At 67.5% G+C, this 24,363-nt stretch carries 24 protein-coding genes; 18 read left to right on the forward strand and 6 right to left on the reverse strand.

All coding sequences use genetic code 11. The features are described from left to right. Position 1 precedes the first annotated feature (1 nt). Both N1F91_RS06850 and N1F91_RS06855 read right to left on the reverse strand, forming a co-directional pair. Positions 2 to 391 (reverse strand): phasin family protein, encoded by a 390-nt coding sequence (locus N1F91_RS06850; RefSeq protein ID WP_289991006.1) that lies wholly within the window; start codon positions 389 to 391, stop codon positions 2 to 4. Between the two features lie 196 nt (positions 392 to 587). After that, positions 588 to 1,424 (reverse strand): universal stress protein, encoded by an 837-nt coding sequence (locus tag N1F91_RS06855; protein WP_289991007.1) that lies wholly within the window; start codon positions 1,422 to 1,424, stop codon positions 588 to 590. Between the two features lie 180 nt (positions 1,425 to 1,604). Here N1F91_RS06855 and N1F91_RS06860 point away from each other — a divergent pair, with 180 nt between their 5' ends. Both N1F91_RS06860 and N1F91_RS06865 read left to right on the forward strand, forming a co-directional pair. Then, a complete protein-coding gene (locus N1F91_RS06860) occupies positions 1,605 to 2,054 on the forward strand; it encodes a c-type cytochrome (RefSeq protein ID WP_289991008.1) in 450 nt (149 codons plus the stop codon). A 29-nt stretch (positions 2,055 to 2,083) separates the two neighbouring features. Further along, the gene (locus N1F91_RS06865; protein WP_289991009.1) at positions 2,084 to 3,604 is read left to right on the forward strand and encodes a bifunctional aminoglycoside phosphotransferase/ATP-binding protein; all 1,521 of its coding nucleotides are present in this window, start codon (positions 2,084 to 2,086) and stop codon (positions 3,602 to 3,604) included. Positions 3,605 to 3,645: 41 nt separating this feature from the next. On the opposite strand, the gene N1F91_RS06870 is transcribed toward N1F91_RS06865, so the two are convergent. After that, positions 3,646 to 6,327 carry a bifunctional acetate--CoA ligase family protein/GNAT family N-acetyltransferase gene (locus N1F91_RS06870; protein ID WP_289991010.1) on the reverse strand — a complete coding sequence of 894 codons (2,682 nt, stop codon included), beginning with the start codon at positions 6,325 to 6,327 and terminating at the stop codon, positions 3,646 to 3,648. Positions 6,328 to 6,518: 191 nt separating this feature from the next. Between N1F91_RS06870 and N1F91_RS06875 the strand changes: the two genes are divergently transcribed. The 11 genes from N1F91_RS06875 (at position 6,519) to N1F91_RS06925 (ending at position 15,645) form a co-directional block, all read left to right on the forward strand. Beyond that, positions 6,519 to 6,905, forward strand: a complete 387-nt coding sequence (locus tag N1F91_RS06875; RefSeq protein WP_289991011.1) for a DUF302 domain-containing protein — start codon at positions 6,519 to 6,521, stop codon at positions 6,903 to 6,905. 41 nt (positions 6,906 to 6,946) lie between these two features. Further along, positions 6,947 to 8,803, forward strand: coding sequence for a heavy metal translocating P-type ATPase (locus N1F91_RS06880; protein ID WP_289991012.1), 1,857 nt, complete (start codon positions 6,947 to 6,949; stop codon positions 8,801 to 8,803). Positions 8,804 to 8,893: 90 nt separating this feature from the next. Continuing rightward, a complete protein-coding gene (locus N1F91_RS06885; protein WP_289991013.1) occupies positions 8,894 to 9,217 on the forward strand; it encodes a c-type cytochrome in 324 nt (107 codons plus the stop codon). Positions 9,218 to 9,251: 34 nt separating this feature from the next. Beyond that, on the forward strand, positions 9,252 to 9,701 hold the full coding sequence (gene trxC, locus N1F91_RS06890; protein ID WP_289991014.1) for a thioredoxin TrxC: 450 nt from the start codon (positions 9,252 to 9,254) through the stop codon (positions 9,699 to 9,701). Between the two features lie 10 nt (positions 9,702 to 9,711). Beyond that, the gene (locus N1F91_RS06895; protein WP_289991015.1) at positions 9,712 to 10,977 is read left to right on the forward strand and encodes an MgtC/SapB family protein; all 1,266 of its coding nucleotides are present in this window, start codon (positions 9,712 to 9,714) and stop codon (positions 10,975 to 10,977) included. Positions 10,978 to 11,049: 72 nt separating this feature from the next. Next, positions 11,050 to 11,436, forward strand: a complete 387-nt coding sequence (locus tag N1F91_RS06900; RefSeq protein ID WP_289991016.1) for a hypothetical protein — start codon at positions 11,050 to 11,052, stop codon at positions 11,434 to 11,436. 43 nt (positions 11,437 to 11,479) lie between these two features. Continuing rightward, the gene (locus N1F91_RS06905) at positions 11,480 to 12,070 is read left to right on the forward strand and encodes an NAD(P)H-dependent oxidoreductase (protein WP_289991017.1); all 591 of its coding nucleotides are present in this window, start codon (positions 11,480 to 11,482) and stop codon (positions 12,068 to 12,070) included. Between the two features lie 221 nt (positions 12,071 to 12,291). Then, complete coding sequence (locus tag N1F91_RS06910; protein WP_289991018.1) at positions 12,292 to 13,812, forward strand: PAS domain S-box protein; 1,521 nt, start codon at positions 12,292 to 12,294, stop codon at positions 13,810 to 13,812. Then, the gene (gene fixJ / locus N1F91_RS06915) at positions 13,805 to 14,416 is read left to right on the forward strand and encodes a response regulator FixJ (RefSeq protein WP_289991132.1); all 612 of its coding nucleotides are present in this window, start codon (positions 13,805 to 13,807) and stop codon (positions 14,414 to 14,416) included. Before N1F91_RS06910 ends, fixJ begins: the two co-directional genes overlap by 8 nt. 121 nt (positions 14,417 to 14,537) lie before the next feature. Beyond that, complete coding sequence (locus N1F91_RS06920; RefSeq protein ID WP_289991019.1) at positions 14,538 to 14,882, forward strand: hypothetical protein; 345 nt, start codon at positions 14,538 to 14,540, stop codon at positions 14,880 to 14,882. A 109-nt stretch (positions 14,883 to 14,991) separates the two neighbouring features. Continuing rightward, positions 14,992 to 15,645 (forward strand): helix-turn-helix domain-containing protein, encoded by a 654-nt coding sequence (locus tag N1F91_RS06925; RefSeq protein ID WP_289991020.1) that lies wholly within the window; start codon positions 14,992 to 14,994, stop codon positions 15,643 to 15,645. A gap of 72 nt (positions 15,646 to 15,717) precedes the next feature. Here N1F91_RS06925 and N1F91_RS06930 read toward each other — a convergent pair whose 3' ends face one another. Together N1F91_RS06930 and N1F91_RS06935 are read right to left on the reverse strand one after the other, a co-directional pair. After that, on the reverse strand, positions 15,718 to 17,064 hold the full coding sequence (locus N1F91_RS06930) for a nucleotidyltransferase family protein (protein WP_289991021.1): 1,347 nt from the start codon (positions 17,062 to 17,064) through the stop codon (positions 15,718 to 15,720). 124 nt (positions 17,065 to 17,188) lie between these two features. Beyond that, a complete protein-coding gene (locus N1F91_RS06935; RefSeq protein ID WP_289991022.1) occupies positions 17,189 to 18,067 on the reverse strand; it encodes a hypothetical protein in 879 nt (292 codons plus the stop codon). Between N1F91_RS06935 and N1F91_RS06940 the strand changes: the two genes are divergently transcribed. After that, positions 18,012 to 19,988, forward strand: a complete 1,977-nt coding sequence (locus tag N1F91_RS06940) for a glycosyltransferase family A protein (RefSeq protein WP_289991023.1) — start codon at positions 18,012 to 18,014, stop codon at positions 19,986 to 19,988. The genes N1F91_RS06935 and N1F91_RS06940 overlap by 56 nt on opposite strands. On the opposite strand, the gene N1F91_RS06945 is transcribed toward N1F91_RS06940, so the two are convergent. Continuing rightward, a complete protein-coding gene (locus N1F91_RS06945; RefSeq protein WP_289991024.1) occupies positions 19,989 to 20,999 on the reverse strand; it encodes a hypothetical protein in 1,011 nt (336 codons plus the stop codon). A gap of 376 nt (positions 21,000 to 21,375) precedes the next feature. On the opposite strand from N1F91_RS06945, the gene N1F91_RS06950 reads away from it, so the two are divergent. The 4 genes from N1F91_RS06950 to N1F91_RS06965 all read left to right on the forward strand — a co-directional run bounded on the left by N1F91_RS06950 (position 21,376) and on the right by N1F91_RS06965 (position 24,310). Next, positions 21,376 to 22,332 (forward strand): hypothetical protein, encoded by a 957-nt coding sequence (locus N1F91_RS06950; RefSeq protein ID WP_289991025.1) that lies wholly within the window; start codon positions 21,376 to 21,378, stop codon positions 22,330 to 22,332. Between the two features lie 76 nt (positions 22,333 to 22,408). Then, complete coding sequence (locus N1F91_RS06955; protein ID WP_289991026.1) at positions 22,409 to 23,101, forward strand: glycosyltransferase family A protein; 693 nt, start codon at positions 22,409 to 22,411, stop codon at positions 23,099 to 23,101. After that, a complete protein-coding gene (locus N1F91_RS06960) occupies positions 23,098 to 23,832 on the forward strand; it encodes a glycosyltransferase family 2 protein (protein ID WP_289991027.1) in 735 nt (244 codons plus the stop codon). Before N1F91_RS06955 ends, N1F91_RS06960 begins: the two co-directional genes overlap by 4 nt. Before the next feature lie 55 nt (positions 23,833 to 23,887). Then, entirely contained in the window at positions 23,888 to 24,310 is a 423-nt protein-coding gene (locus N1F91_RS06965) for a PqqD family protein (RefSeq protein ID WP_289991028.1), read from the forward strand. Positions 24,311 to 24,363: the final 53 nt, after the last annotated feature.

Consider the following 24,363-nt stretch of genomic DNA (forward strand, 5'->3'; position numbering starts at 1 on the left):
CTCACGCGACGGTGCTGGCCGCCATGTCGTCGACCACCGCCTTCGCCTCGCGGCGCACCTCGTCGGCCGTCTCGCTGGCAATCTTCGATCCGAGACTGGCGAACTTGCTGGTTTCGCCGGAGTATTCCGCGAAGGCGCCTTCCATGAACCCGGCATAGACGTCGAAGGCGTCCTTCAGTCCGTCTGAGGACGACAGGTCGTCGAACAGCTTGATGTCCTTTTCGACGCGGTGTTTCACGAAGTCGAGCGCCTCGACATTGTAACGCAGGGCCGCCTTCACGGCGTTCGCCTGCAGCCGCGCGACCGACATCCAGAACTTCTGCACGTTCGCCGCGCCTGGCGCCGTTCCGGCGAAGATCTTCATGGCAGAGGAATCCATGGCATTCATCATGATGGTGCTCCTGTCTTGAACAGATCTCCGGATCCGGATCAGCCCGGTCCGGCAGTCTCGCAAGGCCGGGATCGGCCGCGGGCGGAGACTTCTCGCCGCTGGCGAGGTGCCCCGACTATTCGATCTTAACCTGGCAGGCCTGTGACCGGTTGATCGGGATCAACCCCGCTGCGCGGAAAAGGCCTTTGGGTCCGGATCAGCGGGCGAACAGGACGGGGATGGTCGCGTCTTCGAGCATGGATTTCGTCGTGCCGCCGAACATCCGCTCCCGCAATCGCGAATGGCCGTAGGCGCCCATGACGATCAGGTCCGCCGCGACGTCCACCGCGTGCCGGCGCAGCACGCTGGCGATCGGCTTGCCGCCGGACGGCAGGCGGTCGACGCTGACCTTGCAGCCGTGGCGGGCCAGGAAGGCGGCCGCGTCGGCGCCCGGCTCGGCGCCGTGCCCCTGCTCGCCCTCGACGGGGTCGACCAGCGTCAGATGCACCGCGTCCGCCGTCGACAGCAGGTCGAGCGCGGCATGCATCGCGCGTGACGCCTCGATGCCGGCATCCCAGGCCACGAGCACGCGCCGCGGAGCGATCGTCGGCTTCGCGCCGGCCGGAGCGATCATGAGCGGCGTACCCGACGAGAACAGCGCGCCTTCGATCGCGCGCGAACCCAGCGCATCGTCGCCCAGCAATCCGGGCCCGGCAAGCGTCAGGTCGGCATAGCGCGCGCGCCGCCCCACCACCTCGTCGGCCCAGGCCAGCTCGGGATAGGCGGTTGCCACGTCCGCGGACACGGCCGAACCCGCCAGTGTTGCGGTCACGGCAGCCGCGCGGTCCTCGAGCCGCTTCTGGCCAGCCTGCCTCTGCTCGATCCAGCCATCCGACACCATCGCCGCGAATTCGCCGGTCGGTGGTGCCGGCGCGGGTTCCACGATCAGCACCGACAGATGAACGCCCGCCTCCTCGCACAGGCTCGTGGCGAGGGCGATGTCATCTTCGCCGGCCGTGGTGCCGGTAATCGCCAGTATCGTCTTCATGGGCATGGTCGTTTCCTTCCTTCTGGGCGCGCAGCCGTGCTGAACCGAACCCTAGGGCGAGCCAGGACGCGAATCCTTGCGATGAATCAACTTCCGGTGCCGCGCACTCGGGTGCCGCTTGACCCGGATCAAGGCACGGAGGCGGGGTTTCCCTAGCGTGCATCGCATGTACCTCTGGAGGACGCGATGAAGAAGAGCATGTCGACGGTCGCAGCGATTGCTGCCGCACTGTCCGTGGCCGGTCCTGCCTGCGCCCAGCAGGAGGGCGCCGCCGCGGCGGGCGGGGAAGGTCCTGTCGAGATGTCCTATGGACAGGCCGAGTTCCTGAACTCCTGCGCCGCCTGTCATGGCGAGGACGGTCGCGGTCGCGGTCCGATCGCTGCCGATCTCCTGAAGCCGCCCGCGGATCTGACGGTGCTGACGCGCGGCAACGACGGCGCCTTCCCCTATTACCGCGTCTTTGCCGTCATCGACGGACGCTACCTGGTGCAAGGGCATGGCGAGCGGGAAATGCCGGTCTGGGGCCGCCAGTTCATCGAGGAAGACGCCCGCATGTTCGGCAGGCATGGCGGCGAAATGATCACGACCGAACGGATCCACGAGCTGACGAGTTACATCGAGAGCCTGCAGCGCTGACGACCCGAATCAGGGAAGGGAACAAGGCCATGATCGTCGAGGACCAGACCTCTACCGTGGCCTTCCTGTCCGATCCCGCGACCCATGGCATGGCGGGTACAGTCGAGACCATGGAGACGCACATCTCGCGCATCTTCCTCGCCGGCGATCGCGTCTTCAAGATGAAGCGGGCGGTGAAGCTGCCCTATGTCGATTTTTCGACCGTCGAGAAGCGGCTGGACGCATGCCGGCGCGAGGTCGAGTTCAACGGCGCGACCACGTCCGACCTCTATCTGGGCGTTCGCACGATCACGCGCGGCGCGGATGGCCGCCTTTCTTTCGACGGCGAGGGAAAACTTGTCGACGCCGTTGTCGAGATGGCGCGCTTCGATCAGGAAGCGCTTTTCGATCGCCTGGCGATCGGGGACAACCTCACGCCGGAGCTGATGACCGAGACGGCGCGCATGATCGTGCGTTTCCACCGGGCTGCGCCGATCGTGCGCGCCGGCAGCGGCACCGACAACATCGCCGGGGTTCTGGACATCAACGAGGCGGCATTCGCCGGCAGCAGCCTTTTCGGCGCGGAGGCAGTCGGCGGGCTCAACCGCGCCTTCCGCGCCCGGCTCGACAGGCATTCCAGGCTGCTCGACCAGCGCGAGGCGGCCGGCAAGGTACGCCGCTGCCACGGCGATCTGCATTTGCGCAATATCGTTCTGATCGGCGGCGATCCGAAGCTCTTCGACTGCATCGAATTCAACGACGCGATCGCCACGATCGATACGCTCTACGACCTCGCCTTCCTGCTGATGGACCTCTGGCATCGGGGCTTCGACATCCATGCCAACCGGGTGATGAACCGCTATCTCGATGAAGCGGACGACGAAGACGGCTTCCCGCTCCTGCCCTTCTTCATGGCGATCCGGGCGGCCGTGCGCGCCCACGTGACTGCGACGCGGATGGACGAGGGCAGCGATCCCGAGGGGCGGCTCGCCGCCGAGGCGCGCTCCTATTTCGACCTCGCTGTCCGCCTGCTTCGGCCATGCCCGAACCGGCTGGTCGCGATCGGCGGGTTGAGCGGCACAGGCAAGACGACCGTGGCCGAGGCGCTGGCGCCGAAGCTGGGGCCGCCGCCCGGCGCGCGCATCGTCGAAAGCGACCGCGTCCGCAAGGCAATGCATGGCGTGCCCGCCGAAACGCATCTGCCGCCGAAGGCCTACACACCCGAGATCTCCGAGCGCGTCTATGCCGAAATGGCGTGGCGGGCGGGCCTGATCCTGTCTGAAGGCGGAACAGCTGTCGTCGATGCGGTTTTCGACCGCCGTCCCGACAGGCTGCGGATCGAAGCGGTCGCATCGGAGCGGTCCGTCCCTTTCCGGGGCGTCTGGCTGGACGCCGATCCGACGCTCCTGTGGGACCGCGTCCGCGACCGCACTGGCGGGCCGTCGGACGCCACGGTCGACGTCCTGTCGCGGCAGCTTGCCCGCAAGGTCGCATGCGACGAGTGGGGGAAGCTCGATGCGGCCCGCGAGACCGGAGAGATTGTCGCCGCGATCCTGGACGAGACGGGATAGGCGCCCAACCCTGACCTGACGGTATCGCGCGGGACCTCCCACTACCGCAGTTGCAGCACCGCCAGATAGACGCCCTGCTCCTGCGGGTGGTGCTCGATGACGAAACCGAAATCGCGGCACATGGCCAGCATCTTGCGGTTGTCGGCAAGCACGATCCCCTCGATCCGGCCGATTCCCTCGCGCCGCGCATGCTCGATCAGGCGGGAGAGCAGGGCAAAGCCGAGGCCCTGGCCCTGCAAGTCGGTCCGGATCAGCAGCGCATACTCCGCCGTTTCCCGGTCGGGGTCGCTCGACAGGCGGCCGATGCCGGCAAGGTCGCCCGTCGCCTCCTCCAGTGCCACGAAAGCCATGTCGCGCTCGTAGTCGAGCTGCGTCAGTCGCTTCAGCATCTCGTCGGGGAAGTTCTTGCGCGGCGCAAGGAAGCGGAAGCGGATGTCGCTCGGTGATGTCCTGCCGAGGAACTCCGGATACAAGGCAATGTCGGCTGGCCGGATCGGCCGGATATGGTAGTGGGCCTCGCCGCTGTCGAACTGGCTCTCCAGACCCGACGGATATGGCCGGATGACGAGCGCCGGGTTCGGACCCGGCTGCCCGACCGCCTTCGGGTCGATCTGGATGCGCGCGTCGAGCGCCACAACGCCGTCGGCGTCCGCAAGCAGCGGGTTGACGTCGACCGAGACCATGCAGGGGAAATCGACCGCCATCTGCGACAGGCCGTTGAGCGCCCGCGCGATCGCCGCCCGGTCGGCCGGCTTGCGGTCGCGGAAACCCGCAAGCAGCCGGCCGATCCGGGTCCGGTCGATCAGGTCGCCGGCCAGCACATCGTCGAGCGGCGGCAGGGCGACGGCGGTGTCGTTCATGACCTCGACGGCGATGCCGCCCGCGCCGAACAGGATCACCGGTCCGAAGATCGGGTCACGGCTCATCCCCAGGATCAGCTCCTGTGCCTGGTGCCGCGTGATCATCGGTTGGACCGCAAACCCTTCGATGTCGCCTGCGGGAGCGAGCTTCTTCACCTTTCGGACGATATCCTCGGCGGCCGCACGCGCGCCTTCCGCGCTGTCGATGTCGAGCACCACGCCGCCGACATCGGACTTGTGGGTGATCGTCTTCGACAGGAGCTTCACCACCACCTTGCCCCAGGTGCCGAGCAACCGTTCGGCGGCCTGACCGGCCTCCTGCGGCGACGTCGCGACGATGGTTTCCGGCGCCGGGATGCCGTAGGCGGAGACGGCGGCCTTCGCCTCCGGTTCGGTGAGCATGTCGCGCCCCTCGGCGGCGACCTTGCGGAAGATCGACAGCACCGTCTCGCGATCCGCTTCGATGTCCTCGCCACGGCTCTCAGGAACGCGCGACAGCGCCGCCTGGGCTTTCGACCAGTCGGCCAGGTAGGACAGCGCGGACGCCGTGTCGGCCGGCGTCGAAAAACTCGCCACGCCCGCCTCGTGCAGGATCTGCCGCCCCTCGCGCGCCGTCCGCTCGCCGAGCCAGCAGGTCAGCACCGGCTTGCCGTTGATCATGCCCTTCTTTGTCAGATCGGCCACGGCGCGGGCCGATTCCACCGGGGACGCGAGGCCGGTCGGGCAGTTCATCACGATCAGCGCATCGGTGCCCGGGTCGGCCGCCACCGCCTCGATCGCGGCCACGTAGCGCTCGGCAGGCGCGTCGCCGATGATGTCGACAGGGTTCGCCCGCGACCAGGTGGGCGGAAGAGAGGCGTCGAGCCTGGCAATCGTGTCGGGCGAGAGTTCCGCCATTTCACCGTCGCAATCGATGATCCGGTCGACAGCCAGCACGCCCGCGCCGCCGCCGTTCGTGACGATCGCGACGCGCGCGCGCCGCAACGGCTGGAAGCGCGCCGTGATCTCGGCCGCGTCGAAGAGTTCGCCGAGGCCGTCGACGCGCAGGATGCCTGCGCGCGAGAGCGCCGCCTCCACGACCCGGTCCGCGCCCGACAGCGCGCCCGTGTGCGTCGCGGCGGCAGCAGCCGCCTGTTCGTGGCGGCCGGCCTTGATCGCGATCACCGGCTTGATCCGGGCCGCCGCACGAGCCGCCGACATGAACTTGCGCGGATTGGGGATCGACTCGAGGTACATGACGATCGACTTCGTGCGCCCGTCGCCGGCCAGCATGTCGAGGTAGTCGCCCACGTCGACGTCGGCCATGTCGCCCAGAGAGACGATGTGGGAGAAGCCGAGGTTGTTTTCCGCCGCCCAGTCGACGAGCGCGGTCGCGATGGCGCCCGACTGAGACAGGAGCGCGATGCCGCCGGCCTGCGGCGTCATGTGCACGAAGCTGGCGTTCAGCTTCGCCGGGGGCACCATCAGCCCGACGGTGTTGGGTCCGATGATGCGGAAGAGATAGGGCCGGGCTGCGTCCAGCATGGCCTGCCGCAGTCCGTTGGCAGCCGTAAGGCCGGCGGTGATGACGACGGCTGCCCTCGTGCCCTTGTCGCCGAGATCGCGAATCAGGCCCGGAACGGTCGCGGGGGGCGTGACGATCACCGCGAGATCCGGCGCCTCCGGCAGGCTGGCCGCGTCCGGATAGCAGGTGAGGCCGGCAATCTCGGGGTATTTCGGATTGACGGGCCACACCTGGCCCTCGAATCCGCCTTCGATGATGTTGTGCAGCACGACGCTGCCGACCGACCGCTCGCGTGCCGACGCTCCGATGACGGCCACCGAACGCGGGCGGGCTGCAAATTCGAGGTTCCTGATCGTCACGCGGTTCTCTCCATCACTGTGCGGGCATCTCTTGCGACCAACGCGTCGCTCGATCGTTGCGGTGGATCAAAGCGGCATCGGAGCGCTGATCCTACTCTGACACCCCAATGCGACAGGTTGGCGATCTTTCCGTGCGCCGGACAGTTTCGCAACGGGCCGGGCTCCGGCCCCGCCAATAAGGAGGAACAGTGATGACCTACTATTTCACAAAGACGCTCGACATGCCGTTCGACGCGGCCGTCGCCCATGTCACCGAGGCGCTTGCGGCGAAGGGTTTCGGCGTCCTCACCACCATCGACGTCAAGGCGACGATGAAGAAGAAGCTGGATGTCGACTTCAAGCCCTACACCATCCTCGGTGCCTGCAACCCGAAGCTCGCCTTCAGCGCCCTGCAGGCCGAAGACAAGATCGGCACCATGCTGCCCTGCAACGTGATCGTGACCGAAAACGCCCCCGGCAAGGTCGAAGTGGCGGCCGTCGATCCCGTCGCCTCGATGTCGGCGATCCATAACCCGTCTCTGGGTGAGACCGCCGGCAAGGTTCGCCAGATGCTGTCGGACGTGGTGGAGTCGCTCTAGCGGCCGCCCCAGCCGCGATCCCGAGGCGGGAGGTCACAGCGGTGAGCGAAGGCATCGTGCGCAAGCTTCTGCTGCTCGCCGCCCTTGCCGGACTGGGGGCGGGCCTTGCCGCCCCCGGATCCGGTCTTGGATGGGCGCCGGAATGGATCTGGACACTCGCGACTCTTCCCGTGATCGCGGTGCTGGCGGTGTCCATCCTGAGGGACGTCATGATCGGCCGGTTCGGTGTCGATGCCATCGCGCTCGTTTCCATGACGGCGGCGCTCCTGCTCGACCAGTCCCTTGCGGCAGTGGTCGTGGCTGTGATGTACGCCGGAGGCAGCGTTCTCGAGGACTTCGCCCGGGGCCGCGCCGAGCGCGAACTGCGTGCCCTTTCGGACCGCTCGCCACGAACCGCCCACCGCCAGGTGGACGGACGGCTGGAGGATATCGCTGTCGAACGGGTGTCGGTGGGCGACGAACTCCTGGTGCGCGCGGGTGAAGTCCTTCCGGTCGACGGTGCGCTCGTCAGCGGGACCGCGTCGATCGACGAATCGGCCGTGACCGGAGAACCCCTGCCGCGGCATCGCCAAAAGGGCGACCGGCTGTTCAGCGGTGCCGTCAATGCGGGCGAGACGTTCCGGATGCGGGCAGCTGCGCTGGCTGATGCCAGCACCTATGCCGGCATTGTCCGCATGGTCGAGGCGGCGCAGACCGCCAAGGCTCCTTTCATGCGCATGGCTGACCGGTTCGCGCTCTGGCTGCTGCCGGTCACACTCGTCGTGGCGGCGCTGGCCTGGTGGTTCTCCGGCGATCCGGTGCGCGGGCTGGCGGTGCTGGTCGTCGCGACGCCCTGCCCGCTCATTCTCGCCGCACCTGTCGCCTTCATCGGCGGCGTCTCGCGGGCGGCGCGTGCCGGCGTGCTGATGAAGGGCAGTGCCGCGCTCGAGGCGCTGGCACGCGCCACGACCGCGATCTTCGACAAGACCGGCACGCTCACCCATGGTGGCGCCGAACTGATCGCGACGGAGGCGGCGCCCGGCCGTGATCCCGACGAGTGCCTGCGATTGCTGGCTTCACTGGAGCAGGCTTCCCAGCACGTGCTAGCCGCCGCCGTCGTCGAGATCGCCCGGGCACGCGGCCTGCCGCTGACCCCGCCGACCGAAGTCCGGGAGCATCGCGGCGCCGGCATCGAGGGCGCGGTCGATACCTTGCGCCTGAAGGCCGGATCGCGGAGCAACGTCCTGGCGGAGGCGGAACTGCCGCTCTGGGCCGAACGGACGGCAATGCGTTACGTCGGACAGCCGGTCCTGATGGTGTACCTCGCCATCGACGATCGACTTGCCGCCTTGTTCGTCTTCGGAGACAGCTTGCGCGGCGATGCCCTCGATACGCTGATCGCCCTGCGCAAAGCCGGCATCGGCCGGATCGTGATGCTGACCGGCGACGATGCCGAGGCGGCGTCGAGGATCGGCGAGACGCTGGACCTGGATCGCATCCTCGCGGGCGCGGATCCTGCCGCGAAGGTGGCGGCCGTGGCTGAAGAGCGTGGGCGTGCACCGTCGCTCATGGTGGGCGACGGCATCAACGACGCCCCGGCGCTGGCGACGGCCACGGTCGGCATCGCCATGGGCGCGCGGGGCGCCACGGCCTCGTCAGAGGCGGCCGACATCGTGGTCCTCACCGACCGGCTGGCACCGATCGCCGCGGCCGTCGCCATCGCCCGGCGGACGCGGGGCATCGCCATGCAGAGCATCGTGGCCGGCATCGGCCTTTCCGGCATCGCGATGGTCTTCGCCGCGCTGGGATACCTGACGCCGGTTGCCGGCGCGGTCGCGCAGGAAGCCATCGACGTCGCGGTCATCCTCAACGCCCTGCGCAGCCTCGGCGGCGGCACGCCGGCGCAGAGCCGGAAATGAGGACGCCGCCGCGCGTCTTGACCGCGATCAAGGCATCTTGCGTGCAGAGACCGGAGGATGCGACCCTTCGAGTGAGAAGGTGGCCCGAACATGTCGACGAGAACCCCGTGGATGCTGCTGCTCTCGCTAGTTCTCGTGGGGCCGGCTGCGGCCGTCGATCCGGAGAGCGCCTTCCGCGGCAAGCGGCTGGCTGAGGCGAACTGCGCCGACTGCCATGCCATCGCGCAGGTGGACGAAAGCCTCGAACCGGCAGCGCCGGCCTTCCGCGCGATGGGCCTCCGGCGCAACCTCGCGACGCTGAGGACCGAAATGACCGGCGATCTGTTCCTGCGTCATGCGGTCATGCCGGATTTCGAGCCGGACGCGCGGCAGGCCGACGACATCGTGACCTATATCGAGAGCATCCAGGAATGACCGGCCCGGCCTGGACAATGACGGGAGAAGACGGATGAGCGACGAAACCCTGGTCGTCTGCAGCCGCTGCGGGGCGGTGAACCGGCTCCTGGCCGGCAAACCCGCGAACGAGGGCAAGTGCGGAAAGTGCCATGCGGCGCTGTTTTCGGGTCATCCAGAAGACGTGAGTGCCGCGATCTTCGACAAGCACGTCTCGCGCGGGACCGTGCCCGTTCTGGTCGACGTCTGGGCGCCCTGGTGCGGTCCCTGCAAGATGATGGCGCCAGCCTTCGAGGCGGCGGCTCGCGAACTGGAGCCCCGGGTGCGGCTGATCAAGCTCAATTCCGACAACGAACAGGCGCTCGCCGGCCGATTGGGAATCCGCAGTATCCCGACCATGATCCTCTTCCGCGGCGGCACCGAGCTTGCGCGAACGTCCGGCGCGCTCAGCGCGTCCCAGATCCTCTCCTGGGCGCGCGACCGCCTGCGCCTGACGGGCGCCTGAACCGCAACGGATGGATCCGCTCCTCCCGCGCCTCGGACTTGCGCTCGCCATCGGCCTTCTGGTCGGGCTAGAGCGAGGATGGCGCGAACGCGACGCGCCCGACCGCAGCCGCACGGCCGGCATCAGGACCTACGGGATTTCCGGTCTCCTCGGTGGCCTCTTCGCAGCCCTCGACGATGCGGTGGGATCCGTGGCGATCCTGGCGGTCGGCTTCGTCGCGTTCACGGCCGTCTTCAGCTGGTTCAAGCTGCGCGAGGCGACGCACGATGCGGATTTCAGCGTCACGGGCGTGATTGCCGGCATGGCGGTCTTCGCGCTCGGAGCTCTGGCCGTCGCGGGAGACTACCTCGCCGCGGCCGCGGGCGGCACCGCGCTGACGGCCATCCTCGCCAGCCGGGAGGTTTTGCACGGCCTGCTGAAGAAGCTGACATGGGCGGAACTGCGATCTGCCCTGGTGCTCGCCGCCATGACGGTCATCGTCCTGCCGGTTCTGCCCGACCGGACGGTCGATCCATGGGGCGGAGTCAATCCGCGCGAAATCTGGTTCTTCACCGTGCTCATCGCGGCGATTTCCTTTGCCGGCTACGTGGTGACGCGCCTGTTCGGCGAAAAGCGGGGTGTCCTTCTCGGGGCGCTGGCCGGCGCGGTCGTGTCGTCGACGGCTGTCACGGTCGTCCTGGCCCGAATGGCGAAGGACGCGCAGAGCACCCTGCCGCTCGCCGGCGCCGCCGCTCTTGCCGCCATGGTGTCGGTACTTCGGGTCGCTGCCGTCGTCGGGGCCATTCAGCCTTCGGTGCTCGCCCATGCAGGTCTTCCGATCATCGCGGCGGCGCTCGTGCTGGCTTCTGCGGCCGGTTTGATGTTTCTGCGCGACGGCGGCGCGCAGCCGATGGAGCAGGCTGCGCGCAACCCGTTCGATCTCGTCCCGCTTTTGGGATTTGCCGGTCTCTTCGCTCTGGTTTCGACCGCCAGTGCGGCATTGTCGGGGCTGCTCGACGAGGGCGGCCTGCTCGCGACCTCGGCCGTCTCGGGCGCGTTCGACGTCGATGTTGCGGTCCTGAGTTCGCTGCGCCTCGTCGAGCAGGGCATCGCCCCGGCAAGCGCGGCGCGCGCCGTGCTGCTGGCGCTGGTGGCCAATGCGCTCGGCCGGCTGTTCCTGGCGGCGGTGTCCGGTCCCGTCCGGTTCCTGCTGCCGCTGGCCGGCGCGACTGCGCTCGCCGCGCTGGCGGGTGCATCGGTCTATCTGTTCCTGCCGTCGATACCGATGCCGTCGTGACGGCGCGCTTGATGCCGATCAAGGCGCATGGCGACGAACTGGCTAGGACTTGACCGAAGGAAGGAAAACCCGATGACGCAGCTGAAGGATCTATCCCCGAGTTTCCGCCACGTGCGCCTGCTTCTCGCGCGAGAGAAAGGCCACCCGGCAGGCGAACGAGACGAGGGCTACGACATACTCGCCCCGCTGCAGGCCGATGGACATCTCGATGCGGCGGAATGGAAGAAGCACCAGGAACACTGCCGCGTGCGGCACTTCCGCCACGGCGAGGAAGATCGCATCGGCCGCCTTCGCCGCAAGCCGGGTGGCGCCTGGTACTTCGACTACGACGAAGGGGACCGCGACGACGAGGTCGGTTTCCGGTTCGGCGCCGAGCGCTTCGTCACCGGCGAATACGTCTCGGTGAAGAGCCAGGGTGCGCTGCACACCTATCAGGTCGCGCGCGTAGAGCGGCCCTGAGCCGCGGCCGGCCCCGATGGCCGACGACGGACCCGGAGACGAGATGACGCGGCGCATCCTGATCATCGTCGGTCACCCGGATCCGGCACCCGAACGGCTCGCCCGAGCGCTCGCGCAGGCCTATGCCGACGGGGCGACGGCAGCGGGTCACGAGGTGCGACGCATCGATCTGGCACGGCTCGACGTTCCCCTCCTGCATACCCGCGCTGAGTTCGAGACGGGCCAGCCGCCGGCTGCCCTCGCGCATGCGGCCGACGACCTTCGCTGGGCCGAGCACATCGTCTTCGTGTTTCCGCTCTGGCTCGGTACCATGCCGGCGCTGCTGAAGGCCTTTCTGGAGCAGATGATCCGTCCCGGTGTCGCCTTCGCCTTTCCGGAGAGCGGCCGGACCGTCGCACGGCCGCTTCTTCGCGGGCGCTCAGCACGCCTCGTGGTGACGATGGGCATGCCCGCGCTCCTCTATCGCATCTGGTTCCTTTCCCACGGGACCGCCGGATTGCGGCGCAGCATCCTTGGCTTCGCGGGCATTCGGCCGGTGCGCGAGACGCTGATCGGGCTGGTGGAAGGCGCAAGCGGCGCAAAGCGGGCGAAATGGCTGGCGCGCCTGCGCGATCTCGGCACCCGAGCGGCCTGAACCGCGCAACGGCGCCCGGCGCGGTCCCCGACAGCACCATCGCTTTCCCCATCCTGTCACGGTTCCAACGTTGCCGGTGGGAGCCGATCCTGCGATGATGCGGCCATGCAGGGCAATGAGGACGCATGGAGGTGCATCGACGCGGAGACGGCCGGTCCGGGGGGAGCCGTGTTCCGGCGTTCGGTCCCGTGGCGCAGCCCGGCGCGTTCGGCCTGACCGCCATGGATTCCCATCCCACCGCGCGCAACGAGAACGGCTTCATGACGGGTTCTCTGGCCTATCGCTGCTCGGGCGCCGGCGGCTATGCCGTGGCCGTTCTCGTCGTTGCCATCGCCTTCACCGCCCGCCTCGTTCTGGACCACGCGCTCGACGGACACGGCATCTTCGTCCCGTTCCTGCCGGCCATCCTGATCGTCTCGGGATTCTGCGGCTTTCGCCCTGCCCTTTTCGCGTTCGCGCTGTCCTTCGCCGGCGCCTGGTACATTCACGACCTCCAGCCGGGTCGCGGCATCGCGGCGGTCGAGATGTCGCTCTACGCCTTTACCGGTCTCCTCACTGTGGCGATGGGGGGCATCGTCAATCGCTCGCGGCTTGCCGCCGAGCGCACCGCGGCGGTCCTGGCGGAAAGGGAGGCGCATCTCTCATCGATCCTCGAAACCGTCCTCGACGCCACCATCGTCATCGATAGACAAGGGACGATCGTCTCCTTCAACGCGGCCGCCGTCAGGCAGTTCGGCTATTCGACAGGCGAGGTGATCGGCCGCAACGTCCGCATCCTGATGCCCGAGCCTTACCAGGCGCAGCACGACGGCTACATGGAACGCTACATGGCGACGGGGGAGAAGCGCATCATCGGCACTGACCGGGTGGTGGTGGGCCGGCGCAAGGACGGCTCTACCTTCCCGATGAAGCTTGCCGTGGGGGAGATGAAGAGCGGCGACCGCCTCTATTTCACCGGTTTCGTGCGCGACCTGACCGAACGCGAGGAATCGGCTGCCCGCCTGCAGGAGGTCCAGGGCGAGCTGGCGCGCCTTGCGCGGCTGAACGAATTGGGCGAGATGGCTTCGACGCTTGCCCATGAGTTGAACCAGCCGCTATCGGCGATTGCCAACTACGCACAGGGGTGCACGCGCCTTCTGCGTAACGCCGAGGAGGGGCCGGCGCTACGCGTGCGCGAAGCGCTCGACGAGATTGCCCGCCAGTCGCTGCGGGCCGGACAGATCATCCGCCACCTGCGCGAGTTCGTCATGCGCGGTGAGACCGACAAGCAGGCCGAGGACATCCGCAAGATGGTCGAGGAGTCGGGCGCGCTGGCGCTCGTCGGCTCGCGCGAGCGCGGCGTGCGCTCTGTCTTCGACTTCCGCCCGGGCGCCGATCTCGTCCTGGCCGACCGCGTCCAGATCCAGCAGGTGCTGATCAACCTCATGCGCAACGCCATGGAGGCGATGAGCGAGAGCCAGCCGCGCGAACTCACCATCCGCACCCTGCCGCATGGCCCAGGCATGGTGGCGGTGGAGGTATCCGACACGGGCCCCGGCATCTCGGAGGAAGTGGCAGCCCGGCTCTTCCAGCCCTTCGTCACCTCCAAGGCGGGTGGCATGGGAATAGGTCTGTCCATATCGAAGCGAATCATAGAATCACACGGCGGCACCATGGAGGCGCACCGCTCGGATCAGGGTGGGGCGCTCTTCCGCTTCACCCTTCCCGCGATCGAGAGCGAGGCGTCCGATGGAAATAGGTGACTACGTCGTTCACATCGTCGACGACGAGGAACCGGTCAGGAAGTCGCTTGCCTTCATGCTGACCATCGCCGGCTTCCCCGTCCGGCTGCACGACTCCGCCGAGGCTTTCCTCGGTGTGGCGCCCGGCCTGCGCAACGCCTGCCTGGTGACCGACCTGCGCATGCCCGACATCAACGGTGTCGAACTCATTCGCCGACTGCGCGACATGGCCGTGCAGGTGCCCTCCATCGTCATTACCGGCCATGGCGACGTCCCGATGGCGGTGGAGGCGATGAAGGCCGGAGCCCTCGACTTCATCGAGAAGCCCTTCGAGGACGAGGTGCTGATCGGAGCCATCACGCGCGCGGCCGCGGAACTCGACCGTCAGGCTGCCGCCCAGGACGCGTCCGCCATCCTCGATCGGCTCGCCCAGCTCACGGACCGCGAACGCGAGGTGCTGGCCGGGGTCGTGGCCGGACACGCCAACAAGACCATCGCCTACGACCTGAACATCAGTCCGCGCACGGTGGAGGTCCACCGAGCCAACGTCATGGCGAAGATGGACGCCAGGAGCCTGCCGGAACTGGTCCGCATGGCGATCGCGGGCGGCTTCGTGCCCAAATAGGACAATCTTGCGCCCGCAGCCGAAATTGACTTGGCGCAATGCGCGGTTTCTCGCAAGCCTCTAACGCTACCGGTGCGGCCGCGATGCGATCGGCCGGCGAGGCGCGTTGGAGACGACTTTCTTGGAGCATGGCCGCAAGGTTCTCGTTGTGGTTCCGGACGACGAACTCCGTCGATCCATCGAGTTCACGGTCGAGGCCGAGGGCTACGAGATCGAGTCGCATGCCGGCTTCCCAACCGTCTTTGCAACGCACAAGTTCAATGGATTCGACTGTGCCGTCGTCGACGAGGACGCCGTCGATGCCGGCCAGCGCAACTTGATCGAGTTCGCGCGCATCGCGGGGGACGAGCGGCCGGTGGTCGTCCTGGTGGACAAGACGGCCGCGCTGTCCGCCGCCGTCCCCTTCCAGCTACTCCGCAAGCCGCTTCTCGGCCCCGCACTCATCAGCGCGATCCTGCCGAAATAGGGTGGCAGGTCCGTCCTACGTAGATTCCCGTAGGGACATGAACGAATACAAGCGACCTGCGAAATAAGCGAGTTTGCCTCCGACAGAACGGACACCGTCGGAGACAGCCATGACCATCCATCCTCGTGAGTTCCGCAGCACCGCCCTCCATGGCGCCACCCCGGACATCGCGCTCGACGGCCTGTTCGACCGCAGCGCCGGGCAGCCCGCAACGCTCTTTTCCGCCGGCTCGGAAATCTACGCCCAGGGCGAGAAGGCCGGCGATCTCTACCTGATCGAGTTCGGCGCCGTGCGTGTCTACCGGCTTCTGGCAGATGGCCGCCGACAGATTTCCTCCTTCCACCTCGCCGGCGAAGTCTTCGGCTTCGAGGCCGGTGGCACGCACCATTTCTTTGCCGAAGCGATCGGCGCTACCGGCATCCGCGTGATCCGCGCCGGCCAGGGCGCCGCCCGATCGCACGAGCTTCTGCCGCTCGTCCTGCAGGGGCTGGTCAAGGCGCAGGAGCACCTCCTGGTACTCGGCCGCCAGCATGCCGCCGAGCGCGTGGCGGCCTTCCTTCTCGACATGGCGTCCCGCCAGGGCGATCTTGAGGAGTTCGACCTGCCGATGTCACGCGGCGACGTCGCCGATTATCTCGGCCTGACCATCGAGACCGTGTCGCGCGTCTTCTCGCGGATGAAGGACAAGGGCATCGTGCGCCTGCCGAGCCTGCGTCGCGTGCGCATCCTGAAGTGGGACACGCTGCGCGCCATGAGCGAGTAGATTTTCGCGACCCGCGCCCGCTGAGAGGCGAACAGGCCAATCATCCGGATCTGGCAATCGCGACGCCGCAGCTCAGTCGGCCCAGATCGCCGCAACGTGGAACGGGAAGGGGCCGAAGTCTTCGCGCTCGGCGGGGGCAACGCCGGGACGAAGGAAATGGGCCGGCCGCGCCGAGATTCGCAGCGATGCGGCGCTGCCGTCCATGGCAGGCAGGTCAAACCGGAACGACCGCGTCACCGTCTTCGCCGTGCGTCCTCCCCCGGCGCGTGTCCGCAGCCGCGCGATCGCGATCCCGCCGACGCAGACGTCGAAGAACAGTCGTCTCGACCGGACCGGGCAGGCGAAGCCGAGCTTCACGAGAAGGCGCGTACCCCCCTCGTGGCCGGGTAGATGCCACAGATACTCCAGGCCCGGATCGGACGGCTCGACCAGGCTCGAACGGGCCCGCCTGGCGAGAGCCGCCAGGGCGAGCGTCGAGCGAGTGACGGTGATCGCCGAGCGGTCCTTCACCACCACCGAAAATCCCCGGCGAACCAGCAGCCGGTCGGCCAAACGGTTGGCGGCCTTCTCCGGCAGGCTGCGCTCGCTGCGGTCCCTGACGTTCGACCAGTATTTCAGCCTCTGCGCAAAAGGCACCCTCAACGCCGACAGCCGGGGAATCACGTCGTGCGGCAGCGGCACGCCGACGCGAAGTGAAAGATAGCTCAGCCCGGCGAGGCAGGCCGGCACGATCCCGCGCCTGTCGGCCGTCTCGACCAGCCGATCCCAGTCGATGGCCTGCTCCCGAACGCGGGTCGCCACGTCGATCGTCCAGTCTCCGTTCGCGCTCTCCGTGGCGTGCGCCAGCACGATCAGCATCGCGTTCGTGGCGTCGGGGACGAGAACCGGCAAGCCCGCCAGCCGCGCCGGCACGGCCCGTTGCCAGAGGTCTTCGTCCCGCGATTCGTCGCTGCGGCTGTAGTGGAACGGACTGACGTGGAGGTCCACATTGCCGTGGCTCCCCTTCCTGAAGTTGCCGTTCAGCCGAATCGTTGCCAGCTGCCGCAGATACTCGACGGACTCGCCGTTCGTGGCTTCCCATCCGCCCCGGTGCAGCGCATCGAGGGCAGCCAAGGCGTCTTTCGGATGAACCAGCACGTCGACGTCGCCCAGCACGCGGCGATTGGCCGCCGACAGGTTCTCTGCCTGGAACGCTCCGCCCTTGAACACGATGAAGCGGATGCCGCTGGCGGTGAGGCATTCGAAGGCGGGGCGCGACTCGCGCAACTTCATCTGCGCCTGCACCCAGCGGTTCTTCAGAATGCCGTCGATACGGGGTCGCAGCGGCGATTGGGGTTCCAGTTCCGGCAATCGGGCCTGGACGGCGCCGAGCAGCCGCATTTCCTGCCAGGTGATCTCGTCGAATTGCCGAGCAGCCATCCAGGCGCTCCACGCCTGTCTGGCCTGGGCCGTCGGAGACAGAGCGGACTGGATGAGCAGGTCGAGCAGTCCTTCGGGCCAGCTGCGCATTCTGCGGCCATTGTCGCCAGGACCGTCGCCTCCGTCATTCACCGGCCATCTCCGTGGCTGGTTGCGACCGCTCCAGGACATCCACCAGCTGCATATGCGTGCAGAGCTTCACGTCGGCTCTCACGGCGATGGCTTCGATGAAGCGCATCAGTGCCCGCTCATAACTCTTGCCGGCGTAGTCGGTAAAGTGGTGGCCGATATGGATGGGCGCCCTATTCCCGAAGTAGTTCTTCTTGAAGTAGTTCATGTACGATTCGACGACGGTGTCTTCCAGCCGCTGCGGGTCGGAAAAGATGTCCGGCGACTCCAGCGTCTGGACGACGAACAGGTTGTAGTCCATCGACAGAGGCGTCCGCCGGCACCCTTTCAGGGGGATGCTCGCAAGCCGGAATTTCCAGAGGCCGTCCTTGTTGAGCACGGGCCATGCGCCCGCCCGCCCCGCCGAACTGGCGTCGTAGGCATAACCGTGCGCGGCCACGGCGGGATTGAGAGCGGGTCCCGTGCTCAGGAACGGCGCCCGGAAACCCCTTATGTCGCGGGACCCGAAGGCGAGGCCCTGGCCGCTGCCGAGGCCATTGTTGCGCACGTAATTGTCGACGAGACGGTCGTAGTGGTCGAATTCTGCGACCCATTTCCCGGCGCTCCAGCCCGCCCCGTCGAAATGCCCGACCGCATGCGAGGCGATCTCGTGGCCCGCCAGAAAGAACGCGTTCAGGATACGGGCCCGCTCCTCCATCTCGGATGGCGTGCCGCCGAATCGGATCCGGGCCCTGCCGCGCTCTTCGCCGGGGCCCTCGTAGAGCATGCGCCGCTCGTCGGACAGGAAGCAGGTGCCGCTCACGAAGAACGTCAGGCGAATGTCGGGAAGCCTCTCGGCAAATGCCAACCAGGCGCGCCAACTCTCGAGTTCCACGCAGCCATCGAACGACACCACGACGTACTGGGGCGGCAGTTTCCGCCCGGAAGGCGCGTGTTGTATCTCTTTGACCATCATGGCATGCAATGACGCTGGCGCCGGTCGTCCCGGCCGCGAACAGTTGAATATCGGGTTGCCTGCAATGGAACAACCACCGCCGGCAGGCAATCTCGAACTTGTCGAATCCATGGTGTCCAGCATCCGGCTTGGGAAGTGGACTCTGGCCCGCGATCTCGCGGTTTCTGCGGCAGTGTCTGATCATCCGGACATCCGAAGCCTGGCAGTAGCCGGCCGGATACTGGAGATCCTCGGCGAGTGGCCGGAGGCTTCCGTCCTCTATCGGCGCTTCGCCGGGCATGCGCCGACGCTGCTGTATCCGCAATTCCGATTGTGCCACGTTCTCGCCGACGGTGGGCGACAGAGCGCGGAGCTTGAGAGGGTTCTGGCAACGCTGGTGGGTCGCGCTCCGGCAAACCCGCGCATTGCGGCCCTGAAGGCCCAGCTGTCGATGCAGGGAGGGGCCGACGTGCCGGAGCCGTTTCGCGCCGGCCTGTGGCGTCGCTGGTTTGCCAGCCGTGCACGTTGGCATGAAGGGGCTGCGGTCGGCCGTTCTGACATGGCCGTCGTGGTGATCGGGTTCCGGGGCCAGCCGGGCTTGCGCCGCGCCGTCGAATCCCTTCTTGGTCAGGACGAGAAGGTCGAAATCGTCGTGGTCAACAGCGGCGGTGGCGACGTCCGCGCCCTCCTCGCGCGGCATTCCGAAGTCCTGCGGATCATCGACATCGAGCAGCCGCTCTATGTCGGCGCCGCCCGCAACGTCGGAATCGACGCGACCGCTGCTCCCTACGTCGCCTTCCTGGCCGGAGACTGCGTCGCGCGTCCGGGCTGGGTCGAAATGCGCCTCGCGACGCATCGCAAGGGGGCGAGGGCGGTCGCATCGGCGATGGTCGCCGCCGACGACGGCGATCTGTCGCTGGCGGCGCACATCGCGCTCTTCGGCGCCCGCTCGCCCCAGGTGCCGGCCGTGCAGGCGCTTCGCTACGGCGCGTCCTACGACCGGCAGGTCTTCCGCGAGTTCGGCTACTTCGACCCCGCGCTAAGGGTCGGCGAGGACACCGACTTCGCGAAGCGCCTGGGGCGCAGAATCCATCCGGCCTGGAACCCGCGCGTCCAGACGGAGCACGCCGGCCCGGCCAGCCTGTGGCGCTTCGTCGTGGAGATGTATGGCCGCGGCCGGCGTGCGGCGAATGGCAGGTCCGCCGGCATCGGACCGCTTGGTCCCCGGGCGGCGATCCGGGAGATTCTTGCCGAGGCGAGGCGGCGCAACGGGATCGCTGACACGATCGCGCTTCAGGTCCTGAAGGTCGATCCGCGTCGCCTCGCCGGCCTTCGCTGCCGTCTGCGACCCGCCACGCTCGCCTACGGCATCGGGCTGGTCATGGGCCGGCGCGAACTGCGGGCAACTCATCGCGGCAAGCGCGTCGTTCCGTCGGGCCAAGCGTCTGACGCCGCGTCGGCACGCAGTGGCGGGGACGGGGGGCGGCTGGACATGCTGCTCGACGCAGCCGACCGATGGCTGCTCGAAACAGGAGGAGAGGAAAAGCGCGAGACGTCCGGCTGCCTCGATGAAGCGGCGCGGGCTGCCGCGTTCGACGAGGCGCACCTGCAGGTGCTGGCGGAGTGGCTGATACGGCATGGCCGGCACCAGCGAGCCTGGCTGCTTGGGGACCGGGTGACGATCGACTTGCCCTCCGCGGCCAAGATCCACCACCGGCTCGCCCTGGCCGCGCACGAGGCGGGCGACATCGCGGCTTTCGAACTGGCGGCGCTGGATGCGCTGGCCAGGGATCCCGACATCGACGGCCTTTGGCCGCTGTTCCAGTCGGTCTTCCCGCGAACGCCGTCCGCCCCTGGTTGATCAGGCGGGCAGCCGCTCGATGAATGCCCGCAGCAGGTCTCCGTTTCGCGCCGCGTCGGGCGAAAGGTCGAGCTGGTAGCAGGGCAGGTCCTTCAGGAAACGCGCAAAGAACGGCATTCCACCATCCGGTTCGCCTGCGAACTGGTGCAGGTTCGACGTCATCAAGGAGAGCATCACCGCCTGGGCGCGTATCGGGATGAGCGCGGGCTTCGCGGCATGGGCGATGCGCGGGATGACGGCTGCCCGGATAGGCAGCACGTCGACGAAGGCGTGCTCGAAGACGGAGCCGGGATCGAACTCGACCTTCCCACGCCAGTTCTCGGCTTGGCCGCTCGTTCGGGCAGCGAGGTGGGGGATCCGCGACAACCCGACGCGATCCTGCTTGATCGTCCGGAACAGCAATTTCGCCTGAGGCGCAGGGTCGTTGCTCAAGGCGATGTAGTCATCGCCCACGGTGGAGAGCCCGGCGGCAAGCCCCGCCAGCGTGGTGCCCGACTTTCCGGCCCCGCCCGGCCCGAAGAGGACGATGCCGCGGTCCTTCAGGCCGAGCGTCGCGGCGTGGGCGAGCCGCATCGACTTGTCTTCCAGAAGCCAGTGCAGATGTTGCCGCAATGGCGCCGAGCCATCCCACGGCGGCAGCCGGTCCGGGGAGGCGCACCATTGCAGGCCTCTACGGGCCCGCAGGTCGCAGAGGCGCCAGACGTCGCCCTGGAACGGATAGGCGGCGCGCAGCCCCGCGGCCCTCAGCGTCACATGGAAGGCCTCTGGTGGAAACGAGGCGTCCGTCCAGGCTGCCAGCGGCGGGCAGCTCTTGCCGGTGAGAATGTCCACCGGAAAATCCGAGCCCGCGCCGTCGGGACCGTCCTGGAGCCGGGCACAATAGGCGGCGGCGAAATCGGCGTCATCGAACTTGGCCAGAATGCCAATGCCGCCGGGCGAGACGCGCCGCTCCACGGGCATCGGCCGCGAAATTGCAGCCGTCTCGGACAGGGTCGCGCGGACCCAATCCACCAGGTTCTCCCGATAGACGCCGCGCGCGCCTGTGCCCTCTCGTGTCATCCATGCTCGATTCGAATGATGTTTCCGAGGCGGTGGTATCGTGGAGACCAGCCTGTGGCGAGAGCGTCCCGCACGATCATGGCGCGACGGTCATCGCGCAAACCGCCAACCGGCTTGCGATGCAGGGTTCTCCAGACCTATGACCGCCAGTGCGACGTGTCTTCGGCGCCTCATCCGGGCGAGGGGTGCGCCGCAGGACGTAACCAGCCGCGTTTGCTAGACTTCAATCCGGTTCAGCAGGGCCAAAGAGGAGCCGACGAAGGATGCAAGATGATTCGCCCCGCGCGGCGTCCAAACGGCGGCTCGGTTTGACTTGAGCGCCTCTGCCATGTCCGCAACCGACGGGCCGATCGTCAACGTCGATATACGCCATGCGAGCGCCGCCGTGGTCAGGCGGACGCGGGCCTGGTTCGAAACCGGGGGCAAGGTCGGCGCCCTCGACGGCAGCCGCTCGATCCTCCTGCCCCATCCCGAACGGAGCGGCTTCGCGCTGAAGATCAAGGGGGCCGGATACAAGGGGGGCGCGATCCGATTCGGCACGTTTTGCCGCAATGGTCCCATGGCCCTGGGCTTCGATTTCGACGGGCGGGCGATGGAGGACGTCGCCTCCGGTCATGACGCCGCCTTCCTTGGAGGCGCCACCTTCCAGCAGGCGTGCACCGAGTTCAACGTGACGCGGCGCCTCGCGGCGATGGGCATCGCCGTCGTGCCCTGCATCGGCTATGGCCGCGTCGACACCTTGCACCATTCGTCGTGGTTCTCCCTCTTCGACTGGCATCGCTCCTGGTCCGCCGTATCTGTCCCTCGCTCTGGCTTGATGGACGGCTATCTAGACGGTAATCGCCGCCTGACGGAGGCGATGCTCCGCCTTGCAGTGGAGCACGATCTGGTCGGCTACTGCAGCCTCGTCCGGACGGCTGAGGGGGAGTTCCTCCTCAAGGACATGCATCCATTCCGCCAGATGGACCCCATTACCGGCTCGCAGCTTTCCTGGGTGATGCAGATGATCTTCGCGCTGAACATCCGCTGCCAAGCCATCCGCTACTTCCCGGCCGCAGCCGCACGCGACGACAGTCCCGCCGACATCGTCGTCCGTGCGTTGCAGCCCTTGCTTGCAGATGCCACGCAGGACGATTACGAGGCGATGAGGAACAGGATCGTGAAGCCCTACATGCGCCTGCCGCTCGACACGTTCGACCCGCGCAGGCTGGTGGAAGCGTTGCGCGGAACGCGGATCGGCAGCGCGTTGCTGGAGCGCTGTCCGGCCCGGTACCCGCGCTGGTAGATGCCGTCCGGGCCGGACGATTGCCAGCGCGCGGCATGTGACGTGTCCCGCAGGTGGGGCTTCGAAGGGAAGTGCGATGTCATCAGGTCACGGCAGGGCGGTCAGCGTCGTCATCCCGGCCTTCAACGCCGAGAAATACCTCACCGAGGCCATCGCGAGCGTCCAGGCCCAGACCGCGCCGCCTTTCGAAATCATCGTGGTCGACGACGGGTCGACCGACGGAACCGCCGCGATCGCGAGGGGGGCCGCGGGGGTGGTTCATGTCTGGCAGCCGAATGGTGGCGTCGCGGCCGCGCTCAATCATGGCAGCCGCGTCGCGACGGGAGACTGCATCGCCTTCCTCAGCGCCGACGACATCTGGAGCGCAGACAAGCTCGCAACACAGCTGAAGGCGCTCGATGGCCACCCGAATCGCATTGTCTTCGGGCACATGCTGCACTTCCTCTCGCCCGAACTGACCGCCGAGGAGGCCCGTGGCCTCGCCTGTCCGGACCGGCCGATGCCCGCTTATTCTGCGGGCACGCTGCTCACCCTGCTCGAGACCTTCCGGCAGGTCGGACCGCTGAACGAAGCCTTTGCCGTCGGCGAGTTCATGGACTGGTACGGTCGCGCCCGGGACGGTGGTGCCGATGTGATCATGCTAGACGACATCGTGTCGCGCCGTCGCGTCCATCTCGGAAACCAGTCCACCCGGGCGCTGCGCGAGAAGAGCTACGCGCCGGTCCTGAAGGCCCTGATCGAGCGGCGGCGGGGGATGAGCCCGAAATGAGCCGCGTCATCGCCCTGCTCCAGGCGCGCGACGAGCAGCGTTTCATCCCCGGATGGCTGGAGAACGTAGCGCCCGCCGTCGACGGCATCGTTGCGCTGGACGACGGTTCCGAAGATGCGACGGCCGAGATGCTGTCGGCGCACCCGAAGCTGCTGCACCTCATCCGCAATCCCGTTGGTCAGCCCTGGAACGAGCGCGCCAACCACATGGCACTGCTGAAGGCGGGCCGGCAGCAGGGTGCCGATTGGTTCCTGTGCGTCGATGCCGACGAGCGGCTGGAGATGGGGTTTTCTGCGGACATCGCGCAACTGCTCGAGGATGCCGGCCGGCGCGGCATCGAGGCCTTCACGCTGCGCTTACGCGAGCTCTGGAACGATCGCCACCACTACCGCACGGATGGGATCTGGGGGCGCAAGGCCCGCCACCGGCTGTTCCGCAACGATCCGCGCCACACCCGGTTCGATCCGCGGCCGTTGCATCGGCACTGGATGCCGCTGGAAATCGTCACGCGGCTTGCGACCGTCGGCGCCGCCCTGCCGCACAATCTGTATCACCTGCGGATGGTCCGCTTGCAGGACCGGGAGGCGCGGCGCCAGCGATACCTTACGCTCGACCCCGGAAACCGCTATCAGCCGGAAGGCTACGACTACCTCGTGGACGAGGCGGGCATCGAACTCGCCCGGATTCCCCCGGAGCGGGATTTCCTGCCGCTTCGCGACAGTGGGCTTTAGCTGCGGGACGGGGTCCCGGGATATGAACAAGCCGGTAATGATGAAGGATGGACGAGTGTCGACGAGAATTCTGGAACTGGCGGTGCCGCAATGTTCGGCCGATGATTTCGACGGCGAGATCGTCGCCATCAATCTCGACACCGGGATCTACTACAGCATCAAGGAATCCGCTGCGCTGGTCTGGCACGACCTTGCCGACGGGCATTCCGTCGAGGCTCTGCTCGACTGCCTTCAGGGCGAGGCGGACACGCAGGCAGCCGTGTCGCGTTTCGTCGACGAACTGGTGGGCAGCGGTCTGATGCGCCCGTCATCGGATGCGCGTGACCCGGCAGCGGCACCGCGCATCGCATCGGCTCTGCCGATGGCGGCGCCGGTTCTGGAACCGTTCGGCGATATGCAGGACCTGCTGCTGCTTGATCCCGTCCACGAGGTCGACCAGGAAATCGGCTGGCCGAACGCGCCGGATCGGAACCGATAGGCCTCAGCCTTTCTCAGGTTGGCAGACACGAAGCCGCGGCGTGGCAACCGACG

The organism is Aquibium sp. ELW1220, from assembly GCF_030398385.1.
Lineage (GTDB): Bacteria > Pseudomonadota > Alphaproteobacteria > Rhizobiales > Rhizobiaceae > Aquibium.